Source organism: Flavobacterium sp. N1994, from assembly GCF_025947145.1.
In the GTDB taxonomy this organism is placed as follows: domain Bacteria; phylum Bacteroidota; class Bacteroidia; order Flavobacteriales; family Flavobacteriaceae; genus Flavobacterium.
In genome coordinates this window covers 2,646,229-2,664,180 of the sequence record NZ_CP109999.1, presented here as the reverse complement: position 1 = coordinate 2,664,180, position 17,952 = coordinate 2,646,229, and the positions used below count along the sequence as shown (strand labels likewise).

Sequence of the window (17,952 nt, the reverse complement as noted above, 5' to 3'; positions counted from 1 at the left end):
GATATTTATAACAAACATTATACAGTTTAAAAATGCAGCAAATTTTTAATTTTATACTAAAAAACAGTAATCGCTTACTGTTTTTGCTGCTTTTGGTATTATCCTTTTCATTGACAATTCAATCTCATTCTTATCACAAAAGTAAAATTATCAGTTCTGCCAATTTCTTTACTGGTGGCATTTATGAAAAGATAAATAACATTGACGAATATTTCGGTTTGAGAAAACAAAACGAAGAATTAGCATTGGAAAATGCTCGTTTAAAAACGCTTTTATTCAATCAAAAAGACACTACTAAATTACCTCAAATTGATACTATCAGAGGAGTGAAGAAAACGGATATCATTGTTTCTAAAGTAATTCACAACTCTTATAGCATTCAGGAAAACTTTATTACTATTAACAATGGTGCAGCATCAGGTATTAAACCGAACATGGGGGTAATTAATAGTGCTGGAATTGTTGGTATTATAGATAAAACTTCTAAAAATTACGCCACCATCATCAGTGTTTTGAATGTGAATTCGAAAATTAATGCTAAGATTAAAAAATCAAATCATTTTGGTTCCCTTGTTTGGAACGGAAAAAGCACCGGATTCGTTCAGTTGATTGATGTACCAAGATTAGCAGGAGTTCGTAAAGGAGATACCATCGTAACTGGTGGGCAATCAATAGTATTCCCGGAAAATATTGGCATTGGAACCATTGACAAAGTATATATTGATAACGAGACTAACTACTATACTTTGGACATCAAACTATTTAATGACATGACTAACTTAGGTCACGTTTATGTTATTAAAAACAAAGATGCTGATGAGATATCAAACTTAGAAAACCAAAACAAAAAAGATGAATAGTGCGTTGTTAGCAAATATAGCCCGTTTCATCTTGTTGTTAGCCGCACAAGTTTTGATATTCAACAGAATTGATCTTTTTGGATTTATCAATCCGTTCCCTTATATCCTATTTATCATTTTATATCCAGTTAATGGAAATAAAACAGGTTTATTAGTTTCCAGTTTCTTCTTAGGATTATTAATGGATATGTTTTGGAATTCAGGTGGTGTCCATGCGGCTGCTTGTTTAGTTCTTGCGTATTATAGACCTGCCATTTTTAAATTTTCATTTGGTTTAAGTTATGAATACCAAACCGTAAAACTCAACGATGTACTAACCCCAGAGCGCTTCTCATTCATACTAATTGCTGTGGTAATTCACCACTTTGTGTTATTTGTACTCGAAGTATTTAAAATTAGTTTCCTTTGGGATATTTTAGTGCGAACTCTATTAAGCACTCTTTTCACAATACTCACTTGCATTATTATTATCTACATCATTAAGCCTAGCAGACGATGAGAAAAGTTTTGTTGCCCACAATCATCTTCACTGGAGCAATTTTGCTAATATTACGACTTTTCTATTTGCAGGTTATTGATGATTCCTTGAAATTAAAATCAGATAATAATGCTATTAAAATAAAATATGATTATCCTGAAAGAGGTTATATTTACGATAGAAATGGCAAGCTTTTAGTAGCCAATCAACCATCATATGATATTATGGTTATTCCAAAAGATGTCAAAGATTTGGATACGACCGAGTTTTGTTCTTTATTAAAAATTACCAAAGAAGAATTCTTGATAAAAATTGCTAAAGCTAAAGTTTATAGTCCTAGACTACCTTCTGTTTTTTTGGGACAACTTAACAAAAAGGAATATGCAGCGTTTCAAGAAATACAAAGAAAATTTAATGGCTTTTATATTCAGAAACGTGCTTTAAGAGATTATCAAGTAGCTTATGGTGCAAACGTCTTTGGGTTTATCACTCAGGTAAATGATAAAATTATTGAGAAAAATAAATACTACAACAGTGGTGATTTGATTGGTCGTCAAGGAGTAGAAGAAAGTTATGAAGATTTTCTACGCGGAGTAAAAGGGGTAAAATACATTCAAAAGGACAAATACAATCGAGAGATTGGTTCCTACAAAGAAGGGAAATTTGACACCATCGCTGTTCAAGGAAAAGACATTAACTTATCTATTGATGCTGAGCTTCAAAAATATGGAGAGGAATTAATGGTTAACAAACGAGGCGGAATTGTTGCCATTGAACCAAAAACGGGAGAGATTTTAGCGTTAGTTACCGCTCCATCGTATGATCCAGCAATTCTTGTTGGTAGACAACGTTCAAAAAATTACACGATGTTGTACCACGATTCTATCGCAAAACCTTTATATGACAGAGGTTTATTAGCAGAATATACCCCTGGCTCACCATTTAAAATCTTGACAGGTTTAGTAGCACTTCAAGAAGGTGCGATTGATGAAAACACTACCTTTTATTGTAATCATGGTTTTAGTTATGCCCCTGGACGTTTTATGAAATGTCACTGTCATGGCGGAGCGATGCAACTTCACAGAGGGATTTATGAGTCTTGCAATACCTTTTTCTCGAGCTCTTACATGAAAACCATAGATAAATTCAACAATCCTCCTAAAGGAGTAGATGTTTGGAGTAATCACTTAAAAAGTTTTGGTTTAGGACAATTTATGGGTTATGATTTACCTACGGGAAGAAAAGGAAGTCTTCCAACTTCAAAAACCTATAAAAAAATGTATCCAGGCTGGGGTTGGTCAAGTAAAACTATTGTTTCCAATGCCATTGGTCAAGGAGAGGTTTTGATGACACCAATCCAATTGGCGAATATGATTGCTACTGTTGCTAATCGAGGATATTATTACACTCCACATATCATTAAAAAAATTAAAGGGACTCCAATAGACAAGCACTTTACAACAAAGCACGTAACGACCATTGATAAAAAATATTTTGAACCAATGATTAGTGGATTGTTTGATGTGTATAATTTTGGAACCGCACACGGATTGAATGTAGAAGGAATTGACATTTGCGGAAAAACAGGAACCGCAGAAAATTTTGCAAAGATTAATGGAAAGAGAGTTAAGCTTCAGGATCACTCTATTTTCGTAGCTTTTGCCCCAAAAGACAATCCTAAAATTGCTATTGCTGTTTTTGTTGAGAATGGATATTGGGGAGCTCGTTGGGCTGGGCCTATTACTAGTTTGATGATTGAAAAATTCATTAAAAGGAAAATTACTCGAACTGATTTAGAAAAAAGGATGTTAGAAGGAAGTCTCCAAGGGGAATACAATAAATATTATGCAAAACCAATTGTTGATACCTTGATCAAATCAAAAGTAGATACTCCTATTAAACCAAGTACCGTAAAAACCGAAATTAAAGTACCTGAAACACCAGACAATTAATTTCAAAAGAATATGAAAAATCAAAGTGTAACCAATAATCTAGACTGGATTAGCGTCGGCATCTATATTACTCTGGTAATAATGGGTTGGCTCAACATTTATTCTTCCTCATTATCTTCTATCGCGGGGGAAACTTCGATTTTTGATTTTACTCAAATTTATGGCAAACAGTTTATGTTTATCATACTCACCATTCCCCTGATATTCATTGTGATGTCTGTTGAAGGAAAATTTTATGAAAAATTTTCTAGTGTTATTTATGTTATAGGATTACTTTCCTTAGCGGGATTATTTGTGTTTGGAAAAACTATTAAAGGACAAGCCAATTGGTATTCTTTTGGCTCATTTGGTATTCAACCGTCAGAGTTTGTTAAAGCCGCTACAGGTTTGGCTTTGGCCAAATATTTAAGCGATGTTCAAGTCAATCTTAAAGACATGAATAGGCAAATTCAAGCACTAGGAATCCTTTTTTTACCCATATTATTAATAGTTCCTCACGACCCAGGAAGTGCCTTAATCTTCAGTATATTCATATTGGTTTTGTATCGTGAAGGATTACCCTCATGGTATGTTTGGACGGGATTTATTGCCTTAGTTTTATTTGTATTGGCGTTAATTATAAAACCTCTAATCCTAACTGGAATTGCTTTATTAGTTATACTATTCATTTATTATAGAAGTCGAATCATCAATAGAAACTGGATTCTGAGTAGTATTATATTCGTAATGATTGGTGGTTTTGTTTTTTCTGTAGATTATGTTTTTGTGAATGTTTTTAAACAACACCATCGTGATCGATTTAATATTCTCCTCGGAAAAGAAGTAGATATGAAAGGCATAGGATACAACACAAATCAATCTGAAATTGCTATAGGTTCTGGCGGGTGGTTTGGAAAAGGATATCTTGAAGGAACACAAACAAAAGGCGGATTTGTACCGGAGCAACATACCGATTATATTTTCACAACTGTAGGTGAAGAATGGGGATTTTTAGGTTCTCTTTTTGTTATCGCTCTATTTGTTTGTTTAATTATGCGGATTATCTACTTGGCAGAAAGGCAGAAGACTAAGTTCAGTCGAGTCTATGGTTATTGTGTGGCGAGTATTCTTTTTATTCATTTCTTTGTCAATATTGCTATGGTTTCTGGAGTCTTTCCAACCATTGGTGTACCTCTTCCCTTTTTCTCTTATGGAGGTTCTGGTTTATGGGGTTTTACCATCTTATTGTTCATCTTTCTAAAAATGGATGCCAATAAAGTTAATGAGTGGTAATGACTATTTTACCATGTGATTAATTGATTCATCTGAATTTTGAAAATATTTAGCATAAAAAAAACCCACCAAAAGGTGGGTTATGCATTTTACTATTTAGATTAGGACTTTACCATTTTTTCCTTTTTAACCTTTGTGGTTAATCCTTTATTATTTTCCGATTGCAAGTCATTTAAGATATGAATCGCTTCTTCTATATAAATGTCTTTTGATAGACTTTCGTGCCATCTTTCTCTTTTCTCTTTAAGCACAGGATCAGCTTTCATTTGAGCCACTTCATAAGGAAGTGAGTTGAATTGAAAAGCATTTTTATAGTCAACAATAGGTTTGTATTTTTTATTTTTTTCATCCAAAGCTTTTTGCTCTGCTTTGAACTTATCTATGTTTAGACTATAGATGTTTTCTTTATTTCTTTCATCTAACCATTTAGCATTGTCATCGATTAAGTTTAGCTGAGCGTTGTTACTCATTCTCTCTTTGCTTTTTGAAATAGCTAAATCAAAGTTGTTTTGTTTATCCCAAACTTTATAATCTGCTGCATCAATTTTGTCCCATGGCATGGCGTTGTCAATGTCTTTTTCTCCCATTTTAAGATAGGCATATCGGTCTGGAATAGCAACATCGCTTTTTACTCCTTCTAACTGTGTAGATCCACCGTTGATTCTGTAGAATTTTTGCGTAGTTGTTTTCAAAGCTCCCAAATCTCCGTAGGTACTTCCACGAACAAACTGATTTAAATCGATTACATTTTGTACTGTTCCTTTACCATATGATTGTTTGCTTCCAATGATAACGCCACGTTTGTAATCTTGAATTGCAGCTGCTAAGATCTCAGAAGCTGACGCTGAAAATTCATTAATCATTACTACAAGTGGTCCGTCCCATTGCACTTTAGCATCTCTATCATAAAGCACTTCTTTTTTTCCTGCTGCCGATTTTATTTGAACAATCGGTCCTTGATCAATGAATAAACCAGCAATGTCAACCACTGTTTTTAATGAACCACCACCATTATCTCTAACATCCATTACAATTCCTTGCACTCCCTCTTCTTTCAATCGTTCAACTTCTATTGCCACATCTTTCCCAGCATCACGACTATTTTGATCTTCAAAATCAATATAGAATTTTGGTAAATAAATGATTCCGTATTTGAAACCATCTTTCTCTACTACACTAGACTTAACATATGTTTCTTCAATTTCAACCTCATCTCTGATAATAGAAATCACTTTAATTGTTCCATCTGTTTTCTTTACAGTCAAACGAACTTGAGTCCCTTTTGGTCCTTTTATTTTTTTCACTACATCGTCTAAACGCATTCCAACAACATCAACAGGCTCTCCATCAGCCTGAGCTACTTTTAGAACAATGTCACCTGACTCTAATTGTTTCCCTCTCCATGCTGGACCACCGGAAATCAACTCTGTAATTTCTGTAAAATCATTTTTCTTTTGTAAACGAGCACCTATTCCTTCTAATTTACCGCTCATACTTACATCAAATTTCTCTTTTTCGCTAGGTCCGAAATAAGAGGTATGTGGGTCAAAACGAGAGGCAATTGCATTCACATAAATGGAAAACCAATCTTCTCTGTCTAAATCTTTGATAAAACTAAAGTTATCATTCAAAGAGTTAAGCGTACTTTCTCTAGTTTCTTTTTCTAATTGTTCAAAAGTTTTTGGCGCTTGATTTTTCTTTTTTTCTAAGTCAGAAAGAAATTTTTTCTCTGCTTCTGGGGTAAGATTCTCACCTTGATTTTCTCTAAATTCTTTCAGTTTTTCTTCAGTAGTTTTGTTTTTGTCTTTAATTAAATCTTCTTCTAATTTTTGTTTTTCTACCAAAGAAGATAAAGTAGAAAGTTTAACTTGTAAACGCCATCTTTCTTTTAAATCATTAACGCTTTTGGCAAAAGGCAACTTCTCATAATCGGTATTGATTGATTCCATTTTTTTGTAATCAAATGGTTTTTCAAGTGCCCATTTATAGTACTCTTTGGTCTCGTCCATTCTTTTCATAAGACGAGAATACGTTAAATCGAAAAACGTTAAATCTTTGTTTATGATTTCGTCGTCGATTTGGGTTTCATATTTGGCAAATTCATCAATATCCGATTGTAAAAAGAAACGTTTTGAAGGATCTAATGCGTTTAAATAATCTTTGTATACCCCTTTTGAAAAGGTGTCATCAATTTTTGCAGGATTGTAATGCCCTTTTTCAATAACAAAAGTTAATAGTTCAATTAACATTTTATCTTTTTCAGGGTCAGATTGCTTTTCTTTTGGAATAAAACTCCATAATGCTAATGCTAATACCGTAACTAACACAAGTATTTTATAGTTCCTTTTCATAAATTGAAATATTTTATTCATTAATTATTGGTCTAAAGTAAACAAAAAACTAGGTCAAGAGTTTTCTGTTGAGATAAATTTTTGTTAAAAATCGTTATGTTCATTGCTTTAGAGCGCAGAATGGCTCAAAGTTATAAAAATGTAGCAGTATAAAACCTTAAAATTAGTTAATTTTACAATCCTAAATTTAGCTTTAAAAACTACACTAATTTCAAATAATCTTATGCCACACAAGCCCACTATTTTAGTTACCAATGATGATGGTATTAATGCTCCTGGAATTCGTGCTTTGATTTCGGTCATGGCCGAAATTGGCGAAGTGATTGTAGTGGCTCCTGATAGTCCGCAAAGCGCCATGGGACATGCTATAACTATCAATAGCACTTTGTTTTTGAATAAGATATCACCAGAAAACGCAATCATTGCGGAATACAGTTGCTCAGGAACTCCTGTAGATTGTGTGAAGTTAGCCGTAAATGAAATTTTAAAAAAGAAACCTGACTTGTGTGTTTCAGGTGTTAATCATGGTTCCAATTCATCGATTAATGTAATTTATTCTGGAACTATGAGTGCGGCTGTTGAAGCTGGAATTGAAGGAATTCCTGCTATTGGTTTTTCCTTATTAGACTATGGATGGAATGCAGATTTTGAACAGATAAAGCCATTTATCAAAAAAATTGCATTAGAAGTTTTAGCAAAAAAACTAACCGAAGGAACCGTTTTAAACGTTAATTTTCCAAAACTAAAAGAAGAAGAAATTAAAGGCATTAAAATTTGCCGTCAAGCGAAAGCGATTTGGATGGAAAAATTTGACAAAAGACAAACACCTTACGGCAAAGACTACTATTGGTTGTCGGGAGAATTTGTTAATCAAGATAAAGGAGAAGATACTGATGAATGGGCTTTAGCTAATGGCTATGTTTCTATTGTTCCAGTTCAGTTTGATTTGACGGCACATCATACGATTGCCCAACTTAACACTTGGAATTTATGACACGAGCGAGAGCGACTGCATTTTATTCAAATAATAAATATGCAACTATAAAATGAGATACTACATTATTGCTGGAGAAGCTTCAGGCGATTTACATGGCTCTAATTTGATGAAAGCTTTATACAAAGAAGATGCTTCAGCGGACATACGATTTTGGGGTGGTGATTTGATGAAAAATGTTGGTGGCACTTTAGTTAAACACTATCGTGAATTAGCATTCATGGGTTTTGCTGAAGTAGTCCTAAACTTGAAAACCATTTTGAATAACATTGATATTTGTAAAGCGGATATTGAAAACTTTAATCCTGATGTGATTATTTTTATTGATTATCCAGGTTTCAATATGCGGATTGCGAAGTGGGCAAAACAAAAAGGAATTAAAACACATTACTATATAGCACCACAAATTTGGGCCTGGAAAGAAAATCGGATTAAAGCAGTTAAACGTGATTTTGATAAACTGTTTGTTATACTTCCATTTGAAAAAGATTTTTTTGAAGTGAAGCATCATTTCCCAGTGGAGTTCGTTGGACACCCCTTAATTGATGCCATTCATAATCGAGAAAAAACCGATGAAGTTTCCTTTCGGAAAGCCAATAATTTAGATGAAAAACCAATTATAGCTATACTTCCTGGAAGTAGAAAACAAGAAATTTCAAAAATGTTGGGAGTGATGTTGAGTATTGTGGCTGATTTTCCTAATTATCAATTTGTAATTGCTGGTGCACCGAGTCAGGATTTTCATTTTTACGAGCAATTTTTAACTACAAAAAATGTAAAGTTCATTTCTAATAAAACCTATGATTTATTAAGTATTGCCTCTGCTGCATTAGTTACTTCAGGGACAGCAACTTTAGAAACAGCCTTATTCAAAGTGCCCGAAGTGGTTTGTTATAAAGGGAGTTGGGCTTCCTATCAAATTGCCAAAAGAATCATTACCCTGAAATATATTTCTCTAGTCAATCTGATTATGGATGAAGAAGTAGTTACAGAATTGATTCAGGATAAATTCAATTCTAAAAATTTAAAAAAGGAGCTTACAAAATTATTAGATAACAATCACAGGGCTATATTATTGAAAAAATATGACGAATTAGAATCCAAATTGGGAGGTATTGGTGCCAGTGAAAAAACTGCTAAATTAATCCTAAATGATTTGAAGTAGTTTTCAAATTCGGCTTCAAATTTTTACCTTCGCAAAAAATAATTTTCTTGAAATATTCTCTATATATCATATCAATTCTATTGTTATTTACTGCTTGTAAACCAACATCTGCCATTATCACTTCAAAGGAAGTGGCAGTAAAAAAAGGGATTTACACGGCACCTGTTTTGACGAAAAACAATACAGTAAAAAAGAAATCTCAAAAACAATTAGCCACTAAACAAGTGGTTCAATCTTCTGATAATAATAAAATCACTGGACTTAATGACAAAAATGAAACCGATATTATTATAAGTGAGGATTCCAATTATTTAATTGATCAACTCATTAATAGTGCTAGCGATAACTTGGGTATAGGATATCGTTCTGGCGGCACTACAAAAGAAGGTTATGACTGTTCTGGTTTGATGTATTCCACCTTTAAAAAATATGACATTACCCTTCCGCGTTCTTCTTATGAAATGGCAGAAATAGGAAAGCAAATTGACACTGAAAAAGCCAAAAAAGGAGATTTAATCTTTTTCATCAATAGAGGTCAAAGAAGAATAAATCACGTTGGAATGATTGTGGAAGTTACGGATGATGAAATAAAATTCATTCATTCTTCAACCAATGGTGGCGTTATTATATCCTCCTTAAAAGAACCATACTACGAAAGAACTTTTAAGCAAATCAATAGAATTATAGAATAATTTTCTTGCATATTTAGATTTTTATGTACATTAGTGACATGAAAATCTTACAATTCCCTTTGGCAAGAATTTCCATTAGCTTTATTCTTGGCTTACTTTTTTTTAAATTTTACCAGCCTACTCCATTGCTTGTCTTTGGATGTTTATTCCTTTGTGTTCTTGTTTTAGTCATTTTACATTTTTTGGATAAAAAGTTTCCCCATTTAAAAATTTATTTCGGAATACTTACATTACTCCTATCATTTCAAATTGGAATTTCAACCTCTATTATTCATAAAGAAACTTATAATAACAATCATTATACTAACCAAATTTATGATTATGAAAAAGAATACTGTGTTGGATTAGTTATCAATGAAAAGCTTAAGAGTTCTCCAAAGAATAATCGCTATATTTCAATTATAAAAACTATTAATGGGAAAGAGAGTTTCGGTAAAATTATTGTAAACCTCAAAAAGACATCGGCCAAAAAAGAGTTGGAAATTGGAACTGATTTGATAGTTGAAGGAAAGATTTATAAAAACCGAAATCCTATTAATCCAAATCAGTTTGATTATGGTCGTTATTTAGAGAATCAAGAAATTTATGGACAACTATATACAGCATCTGGACAAATTAAAATCGGGAAAAATGCAGTAACTATTTGGTCTATATTTTCCAATTTCAGAAACAAAATTATTCATCATTTAGAACTTTCCAATATTAAAAGAGAAGAATTAAATGTTTTAATTGCTTTGTTAGTTGGACAACAACAAGACATTGCTCCCGAAGTATTAAAAGATTATCAATATGCGGGAGCGGTTCATGTTCTTTCGGTTTCAGGGTTGCATGTTGGATTTATCCTTTTGTTTGTTACTTTCATTTTAAAACCCATTCCTAATTCTAAAAAGGGGTCTTTTTTCAAACTCTTGTTAATCTTAACTTCATTGTGGGTATTTGGAATTCTAGCAGGATTATCTCCCTCGGTAGTTCGTTCTGTTGCCATGTTTTCTATTGTGGCTATTGGAAATCAATTGCGAAGAACGGTAAATACGTATCACACTTTATTGGTTTCGATGCTTCTGATATTGTTATTTAAACCTTCCTTTCTGTTTGATATTGGATTTCAATTGAGTTATTTGGCTTTGTTTTTTATTCTTTGGTTACAACCTATTTTGTCAAGCATTTGGACCCCAAAAAATAAAATTGTCCGTTATTTTTGGGATATTATTACCGTTTCCTTTGCAGCGCAAATTGGCGCTATGCCTTTGAGTATATATTATTTTCATCAATTTCCAGGCTTGTTTTTTATTACCAATATCATCGTATTACCGTTACTTGGAGTCATTATGATTGTTGGACTAATTGCTATTATTGTTGCGTGTTTTAGTTTAGTTCCGTATTGTATTGCAAAACCGCTTGAATTATTAATTACATTATTAAATACCATTATTCATTGGGTGGCTTCATTTGAAAGCTTTATCATCAAAAATATATCATTTTCCAATGAGATGCTTTTGGTTTCTTACTTGGTAATTGTAGTATTCATTTTATGGATTGAAAAACCAAATTTCAATCGATTATCAATTGCTTTGTCCAGTATTCTATTGCTTCAAAGCATTTATATTTTTAGCAAATACAACTCTGAAAACGCTGACGAATTGATTGTTTTTAATGTAAAGAAACACACTATTATTACTGAAAAGAATCACAATCTGGTTAGTGTTTTTAGCAATGATAGCATTCTTCAATCTTTAGACAACAACTTAACTATTCAGCCTTATTTGGTTGGGAATTTTTGTAAAGTAAAAAAGAAAAGTAGGCTTCAAAATTTGCTTTATTTTAAAAACAAAAAAATACTAATTATAGATAGTTCAAGTGTCTATTTAGAAAAAATAAAACCTGATATTTTGATTATTACTAACTCGCCCAAACTGAACTTAAAAAGACTTTTATCTGTATGGAAACCGGAACAAATTGTGGTGGATGGTTCTAATTTTAAGAGTTATATTAAACTTTGGGAGTCTACCTGTCATAAAGAAAAAATCCCTTTTCATAATACTAATGAAAAGGGATTTTATAAAATTTAATTTCAGAGAAATTATGATTTTTTTCCTGATAGAATTTGATTGGCTGCAGCTAACCAAGCATTAGGGCCACCAGCAAGATAACCAGTACTTCCTATTTTTTCAAGGTTTATTTTTCCGTCTTTTTTGCTTGCGTTAACAAACCAAACTGTTGGATATCCTTGTACAGCAAAAGTTTGTTGCAATTCTGAATTTTGTCTTTGAATTTCTGGCAGTTGTGGAGTTCTTCTTGGAAAATCTAGTTCGACTAAAACCACATTGTCTTTTGCCCATTTTGCAAATTCTGGTGTTTTAAATACTTCATTTTGCAAACGCATGCACCAACCGCACCAATCGCTCCCTGTAAAAAATAAGAATAATGGTTTTTTAGATTTTTTTGAAATCTCCATTGCTTTGTTCATATCAGTTTGCCATGTTAACTCTTGTGCTTGTATGGTTAACGATCCTAAGATTAGGAATAAAGTGATAGCTACTTTTTTCATTTTTTTATTGTTTTAATTTATGTTTTCTCATTGTCCTCAAAAACAATGCCGAAATTTAAGTATTTTATTTTACTTCCTGCATTAATTTTTTCACAAAAGGTGAAATTACGATTAAAATTAGTCCCGCAATAAGGGCGTAAAGTGCCAATTGATAGTACCCGTCAGCATATACGTTTAATTTATCTATGTTGGATGCATTTTCTGAAGCTTCTGCAATATTGGCTCCTAATAAACCTGCAAAGTATTGGCCATAAGCACTAGCTAAAAACCACATTCCCATGATAACCGCTTGTGTTTTTTGGGGTGATAATTTGGTCATAGCACTCATTCCTATTGGTGACAAACACAACTCTCCGAAGGTAATAACAAACCATCCGAAAGTGAATAAATCTAGAGAAGTTCTTCCTGTTGCATCGGCAAAAAACTTAGTGTAATAAAACACCCAAAAACCTCCTGCTAAGAATAAAAAACCTAAACCAAATTTAACAACAGTATTAGGTTCTGTTTTTTTCTTGGCCATCCATAACCATATAATTCCAACTATAGCAGCGAAGATAATTACAAATAAGGAGTTGGCAGAATTGTTAACGCCGTTGGGGTCTAATTTGACACCTAAGACTGTATTATGCAAATTATTGGCAGCAAATAAACTTAAAGAACCTCCACTCTGCTCGAAGAAAGCCCAGAAGAATATGGAGAAGATTATAAATACTAAGGCTGCTAATAGTTTTTTGTTTTCGGCAACCGTTAGAGTTCGCATTTCATAGAACAAATACACAAGTGATAATGGACCGATAGTGAACATAAAATAATCGGTGTATTCTGTTTTGGCTACCATGGTCATTACGATAGGAACAATCACTAATGAGCCTATGTAAGTTGCCATTTCCATGAATCTTCTTTTGGATTTATCTAGGGCTAATAATGGAGATAGTCCTATTTGCCCTAGGCTTTTTTGTGTTTGAGTAAAGGTTAGCAAACTTATCATCATCACTATTGATGCAAAGCCAAAGGCGTAATTCCAACGAAGATGCCTAGGGACATAAGAAGCCCACAAATTACCATTGGCTACTGCGATACAAATGTAACCACCTATTAAAGCGCCTAGATTTACTCCTGCGTAGAATAAGGAAAACCCTGCATCTCTCCTATTGTCATCGTCTTTGTATAATTTTCCGACCATAGTAGAGATATTAGGTTTGAAAAAACCTGTTCCTATAATGGTAAAACTTATTCCAAAAAAGAAGAACTGTTTGGGGTCAATGGCTAAAATGACACTTCCTACAATCATTAATAAACCTCCCCAAAAGAGTGATTTTCTATACCCTAAAACTTTATCAGCAAATAATCCTCCTATGAACGTGAAGGCGTAAACAAAAGCTTGAGTTGCTCCATATTGCAAGTTGGCTACTTTGTCGTCCATCATTAATTGGTTGACCATAAAAATTACCAACATGCCACGCATTCCATAGAAACTGAAACGTTCCCACATTTCGCTGAAGAATAAATACCACAATTGTTTTGGGTATTTGCCTTTGAAGTTTTGAATTTGGTCTGAAGTTTGATCTTGTTCCATTATGTACTAAATTAAAAAACCTCCAAGTATTCTTGGAGGTTTGAAAGATATAAAAATATTTTCGAATATGAGGTTATCTCACACCGTGCATCATTTTTTTCAATACTGGTGTTAAGGCTAAAAGGATTAAAGCTGCCAATCCAGTTAACACCACAAATACCATAAAGAATTCAAACAGATTGTGGATTTCAAATCCAGCAAAAATTGGGTTATGATCGGTAATTTGATTGTCGGCTAATAATTTTAATTGTTCAGCTGTTGGCGTGATTTTTTTATCAAGAACACCTTGTAAATCGATACCTAATTCTTTTGCTTTGTTGAATTTATCTCCAGTAGCTGGTAAGATAGAACCTAGAGTTCCTGCTAAAGCATACCCTGAAGCATTGGATAAAAAGAATACTCCATACAATAAAGAAGAGAAACGTTTTGGGGATAATTTACCCACTAAAGACAATCCGATTGGTGATAAACAAAGTTCGGCACAAGTTTGAATTAAATATAAAAGGATTAACCATTTTATGGCTAGAAGTCCGTTGTTTCCTAAATCTTTTACATTGTGAGCGATGATAAAATAACTCAAGGCAATTAATCCTAAACCAACGGCTTGTTTAACTGGTGAAATTGGCTCTCTGTCTTTACTTCTTAAATAATCCCAAAGCATACTAAACGGAACTGCGAAGGCTACAACGAATAATCCGTTAAAGATTTGAACCATTGATGGTGGCATGTTGTATCCAAAGAAGTTTCTGTCACATTGGTTATCTGCAATAAAGGTTAATGAAGAACCTGCTTGTTCAAAGGCTGCCCAAAAGAAAATGATAAAGAAAGCGACAATGTATATTACAAAAATTCTATCGCGTTCTACTTTTGTCAATGAGGAATCGGAAACGATTAATCCTGCTAACGTGATACCACTTGAATATATAACTGTGTATATCCAGTTTTGATTTACTACAAAATGGAAAAAGGCACCTAAAACAAAAAAGGCCACTACCGCTCCCATTAAAGCTTTTTGAGAGAAGACTGCTTTTTGAGATTCTCCTTCTTCATAGTCTTCAGAAACATTATGTTTTGGTAATCCTCCTAATGGTCTACCTTCAGGGGTTATTACATATTTATTTTTAAGGAAATAAAATACGGCTGTACCGATTAACATCGCTGTTGATGCTGCTAAGAATCCCCATTTGAAAGCATGGATATCTCTAATTCCGTCTGCTGTTTTAACATCTCCAACGATAGGGCAAATTAATTGTCCTAAGAAAGCTCCTAAATTGATTCCCATATAGAAAATGGTAAAGGCTGTATCTAGTTTACTTTTTTCTTGTTTTGGGTACAAACTTCCCACCATACTTGAAATGTTTGGTTTAAAGAATCCATTTCCGAAAATGATAATTCCCAAAGCCGTCCACATTAAAGTATTTGCTAATCCTATATTTGAGCCAAAAATAGAAGCACTAAAGAACAATAAGAATTGTCCCAAAGCCATCATCAAACCTCCTAATAAAATACAGTTTCTGTTCCCGAAGAAGCGGTCAGAAATGAATCCGCCCAACATTGGTGTTAAGTAACAAAGTCCTAGAAATCCTCCGTAGATTAAAGAAGCATCTTCTTCTTTCATCATTAAAGAATTTACAAGGAATAATGTTAAGATAGCTCTCATTCCGTAGAAGTTGAACCTTTCCCACATTTCTGTTCCAAATAATACCCAAAGTCCTTTTGGATGTCCTGTTTTTACAGCTGTTTCACTCATATTAATTTATTTTAGTTTGGTTTTGAATGGTTTCGTTTTCTTTATAAAAACTGTCAATTTTAGTGAAAAAAATACAAATACCAGCACTTTTTTGTGTTAAATGCAGTTTTCAAGCAACAATTAGAACTAAATAGGTTTGATATTTAGGCTATTATCCAATTGAGGATTGCAATTGCAGGGAAAGGAGGTGTAGGTATTAATTCAGGAAGTGTATTTATAAAGTGAGGAGATGCATTAAACAAATCAGGAAGTGTATTTACAAAGTGAGGAGATGCATTAAACAAATCAGGAAGTGCATTTATAAAGTGAGGAGGTGCATTAAACAAATCAGGAAGTGTATTTACAAAGTGAGGAGGTGCATTAAACAATTCAGGAGGCGTATTAAAGAAATGGTCTTCAGCCCAATGATGATATGGAGAAACGCTGTTTTTTACTTGTTTTTTTAATTAAAAAGTCTCTGTAAAGAGTAAGGTGAAAAAGTAACAAAAAAACCAAGAATTTTTTATTCAGATTTTGTTGAGGCACCTGTAATGATGCCATGATTTGAATCTTGTGGAATGACTTTTAGAGGTGGAACGAGAGGATTATATTTTTTAACTTCTATATTTGTTTTTTACAAAAATACGGATGGCATCAATGAGAGTCTTCCCGATTTCAAAATAAAAGTCCATATTGATGATTTAAAGTTCATCTTTAAATGATTCGTAATGTAAAATAAACGGTACTATTTAAATAGTATTTTAATAATAAACCTAAACAAAATGAACCCTTTAAATCCGATTTTTTCTGTTATAGTGTATTTGATTGCCATTGCTACAGGTTATCTACTAAATTTAAAATTTAAAATAACAAATGACAATGCTAGATATGAAACCATAGATGGCATGAGAGGGTTTCTTGCCTAAGGCGTTTTTATTCATCACTCTACCATTTGGTATCAATATTTACATATCAATGCTTGGGATTTACCAAAATCAAATTTATATACCCAATTAGGACAAACCAGTGTTTCCTTCTTTTTTATGATAACCTCCTTTTTATTTGTTACCAAATTACTGAATACCAATACTAAAGAAATTGATTGGGATACTTTTATATGTTTCCCGATTTTTTAGATTAGTACCTATGTATCTTGTTTCTATATCCGCAATAGTGCTAATTGTATTTATAATGAGTAATTGGAAATTGGAAGTGACGATCATCGAATTTTTTAAAGAACTATTTTACTGGGGAACTTTTACCATGCTTAGCACCCCTCCCATAAATAATTCGCAATTAACTGAAATTATAAATGCTGGCGTGGTTTGGTCCTTACCTTATGAATGGTGGTTTTATTTTAGTTTACCTATTATTTCCCTTTTAATCTTAAGAAAAGGCACCTCAAAATTCTATATGATTATGAGCTTGCTTTTTGTTGTTGGTTTTTACAAATACAAAGGGTTATCATCGTATCATGTTCTTTCGTTTGTTGGTGGCGCCATAGCTCCATTTATAATCAAGTATGGTCAAACAAAAATAAAATTCAACTCCATTATTTTTAGTATTATACTATTAGTTTGTTTAGCATTCATTTTATTTTTACCTATTACGGATAAATATACACGCAAAGTTTTAACCATTGTTGTTTTCAATTTGATCGCTTTAGGCAATAGTGTTTTTGGGATTCTAAAAAGTGCTACTTTAAAATTTTTAGGTGAGATATCTTATAGTACCTACTTAATTCACGGTATTATTATTTTTACGGTGATGTATTTCTATTTCGGTTTAGAAACAGCTGCCAATTTATCCGCTACAGAATTTTGTTTAACCATATTTAGTATAACTCCGATTGTTGTTTTTATAAGCTTTTTATCATTTAAAAACATTGAGAAACCCTGTATGAATTTTTCGAAAAGAATTAATGTTGACAAAATAAAACATCGGATAACAGGGGGTTTGATTCCACAGAGGGTTCCGAAGAAATAGTCTAGAATGAAATGGTGATGTAAAATTGGAACAAGTTAAAGCTTGTATACTTGAAGACTACTTGTAAGAAAATGAACTAAAGTTCATATACCTGAAGCCCACTGGGCTTCCTCCTCTTAATATCAAATTTTTAATTTCAAATCTCCAGGAATCGAATCTCTCCTTGCGTACCACAAAAAAACCCATCACTTTATGGTGATGGGCTTTTTTTTGTGGTACCTCCAGGAATCGAACCAGGGACACATGGATTTTCAGTCCATTGCTCTACCAACTGAGCTAAGGTACCTTGCTTTGTTGCGGGTGCAAATATAGGATGATTTTTAATTTATCCAAAACAAATACTAAAAAA

General features: G+C 32.9%; 14 protein-coding genes and 1 tRNA gene. 10 read left to right on the top strand and 5 right to left on the bottom strand.

Translation table 11 applies throughout. The annotated features are described in order from the left end of the window. Window positions 1-32: 32 nt before the first annotated feature. Genes mreC through rodA form a run of 4 tightly spaced genes read left to right on the top strand, consistent with a single transcriptional unit; the run spans window position 33 to window position 4,562 of the window. Complete coding sequence (mreC, locus tag OLM53_RS11960; protein ID WP_264520465.1) at window positions 33-860, top strand: rod shape-determining protein MreC; 828 nt, start codon at window positions 33-35, stop codon at window positions 858-860. Beyond that, complete coding sequence (locus tag OLM53_RS11955; protein WP_264520464.1) at window positions 853-1,359, top strand: rod shape-determining protein MreD; 507 nt, start codon at window positions 853-855, stop codon at window positions 1,357-1,359. Before mreC ends, OLM53_RS11955 begins: the two co-directional genes overlap by 8 nt. Further along, on the top strand, window positions 1,356-3,290 hold the full coding sequence (gene mrdA / locus OLM53_RS11950; RefSeq protein WP_264520463.1) for a penicillin-binding protein 2: 1,935 nt from the start codon (window positions 1,356-1,358) through the stop codon (window positions 3,288-3,290). Before OLM53_RS11955 ends, mrdA begins: the two co-directional genes overlap by 4 nt. Before the next feature lie 12 nt (window positions 3,291-3,302). Beyond that, a complete protein-coding gene (gene rodA, locus OLM53_RS11945) occupies window positions 3,303-4,562 on the top strand; it encodes a rod shape-determining protein RodA (protein ID WP_264520462.1) in 1,260 nt (419 codons plus the stop codon). 101 nt (window positions 4,563-4,663) lie between these two features. Here rodA and OLM53_RS11940 read toward each other — a convergent pair whose 3' ends face one another. Next, complete coding sequence (locus tag OLM53_RS11940) at window positions 4,664-6,934, bottom strand: carboxy terminal-processing peptidase (protein WP_264520461.1); 2,271 nt, start codon at window positions 6,932-6,934, stop codon at window positions 4,664-4,666. A gap of 202 nt (window positions 6,935-7,136) precedes the next feature. Between OLM53_RS11940 and surE the strand changes: the two genes are divergently transcribed. From surE to OLM53_RS11920, 4 genes are read left to right on the top strand one after another with little or no spacing between them, the layout of a single operon-like run. After that, the gene (gene surE, locus OLM53_RS11935) at window positions 7,137-7,907 is read left to right on the top strand and encodes a 5'/3'-nucleotidase SurE (RefSeq protein WP_264520460.1); all 771 of its coding nucleotides are present in this window, start codon (window positions 7,137-7,139) and stop codon (window positions 7,905-7,907) included. Between the two features lie 52 nt (window positions 7,908-7,959). Next, a complete protein-coding gene (lpxB, locus tag OLM53_RS11930) occupies window positions 7,960-9,072 on the top strand; it encodes a lipid-A-disaccharide synthase (RefSeq protein WP_264520459.1) in 1,113 nt (370 codons plus the stop codon). Window positions 9,073-9,119: 47 nt separating this feature from the next. Beyond that, window positions 9,120-9,764 (top strand): C40 family peptidase, encoded by a 645-nt coding sequence (locus tag OLM53_RS11925; protein WP_264520458.1) that lies wholly within the window; start codon window positions 9,120-9,122, stop codon window positions 9,762-9,764. A 38-nt stretch (window positions 9,765-9,802) separates the two neighbouring features. Then, entirely contained in the window at window positions 9,803-11,833 is a 2,031-nt protein-coding gene (locus tag OLM53_RS11920) for a ComEC/Rec2 family competence protein (RefSeq protein WP_264520457.1), read from the top strand. An 11-nt stretch (window positions 11,834-11,844) separates the two neighbouring features. On the opposite strand, the gene OLM53_RS11915 is transcribed toward OLM53_RS11920, so the two are convergent. From OLM53_RS11915 to OLM53_RS11905, 3 genes are all read right to left on the bottom strand, one after another. Beyond that, window positions 11,845-12,312, bottom strand: a complete 468-nt coding sequence (locus tag OLM53_RS11915; RefSeq protein WP_264520456.1) for a thioredoxin family protein — start codon at window positions 12,310-12,312, stop codon at window positions 11,845-11,847. Window positions 12,313-12,376: 64 nt separating this feature from the next. Next, window positions 12,377-13,888 carry a peptide MFS transporter gene (locus OLM53_RS11910; protein WP_264520455.1) on the bottom strand — a complete coding sequence of 504 codons (1,512 nt, stop codon included), beginning with the start codon at window positions 13,886-13,888 and terminating at the stop codon, window positions 12,377-12,379. Between the two features lie 73 nt (window positions 13,889-13,961). Further along, the gene (locus tag OLM53_RS11905) at window positions 13,962-15,638 is read right to left on the bottom strand and encodes a peptide MFS transporter (protein ID WP_264520454.1); all 1,677 of its coding nucleotides are present in this window, start codon (window positions 15,636-15,638) and stop codon (window positions 13,962-13,964) included. Between the two features lie 761 nt (window positions 15,639-16,399). Here OLM53_RS11905 and OLM53_RS11900 point away from each other — a divergent pair. Together OLM53_RS11900 and OLM53_RS11895 are read left to right on the top strand one after the other, a co-directional pair. Beyond that, on the top strand, window positions 16,400-16,543 hold the full coding sequence (locus OLM53_RS11900) for a hypothetical protein (RefSeq protein WP_264520453.1): 144 nt from the start codon (window positions 16,400-16,402) through the stop codon (window positions 16,541-16,543). A gap of 220 nt (window positions 16,544-16,763) precedes the next feature. After that, window positions 16,764-17,603: an acyltransferase family protein gene (locus OLM53_RS11895; protein ID WP_264522452.1), complete on the top strand. Its 840-nt coding sequence runs from the start codon at window positions 16,764-16,766 to the stop codon at window positions 17,601-17,603. Window positions 17,604-17,816: 213 nt separating this feature from the next. Here OLM53_RS11895 and OLM53_RS11890 read toward each other — a convergent pair. Then, window positions 17,817-17,889 (bottom strand) — tRNA-Phe (locus tag OLM53_RS11890). Window positions 17,890-17,952 lie beyond the last annotated feature (63 nt).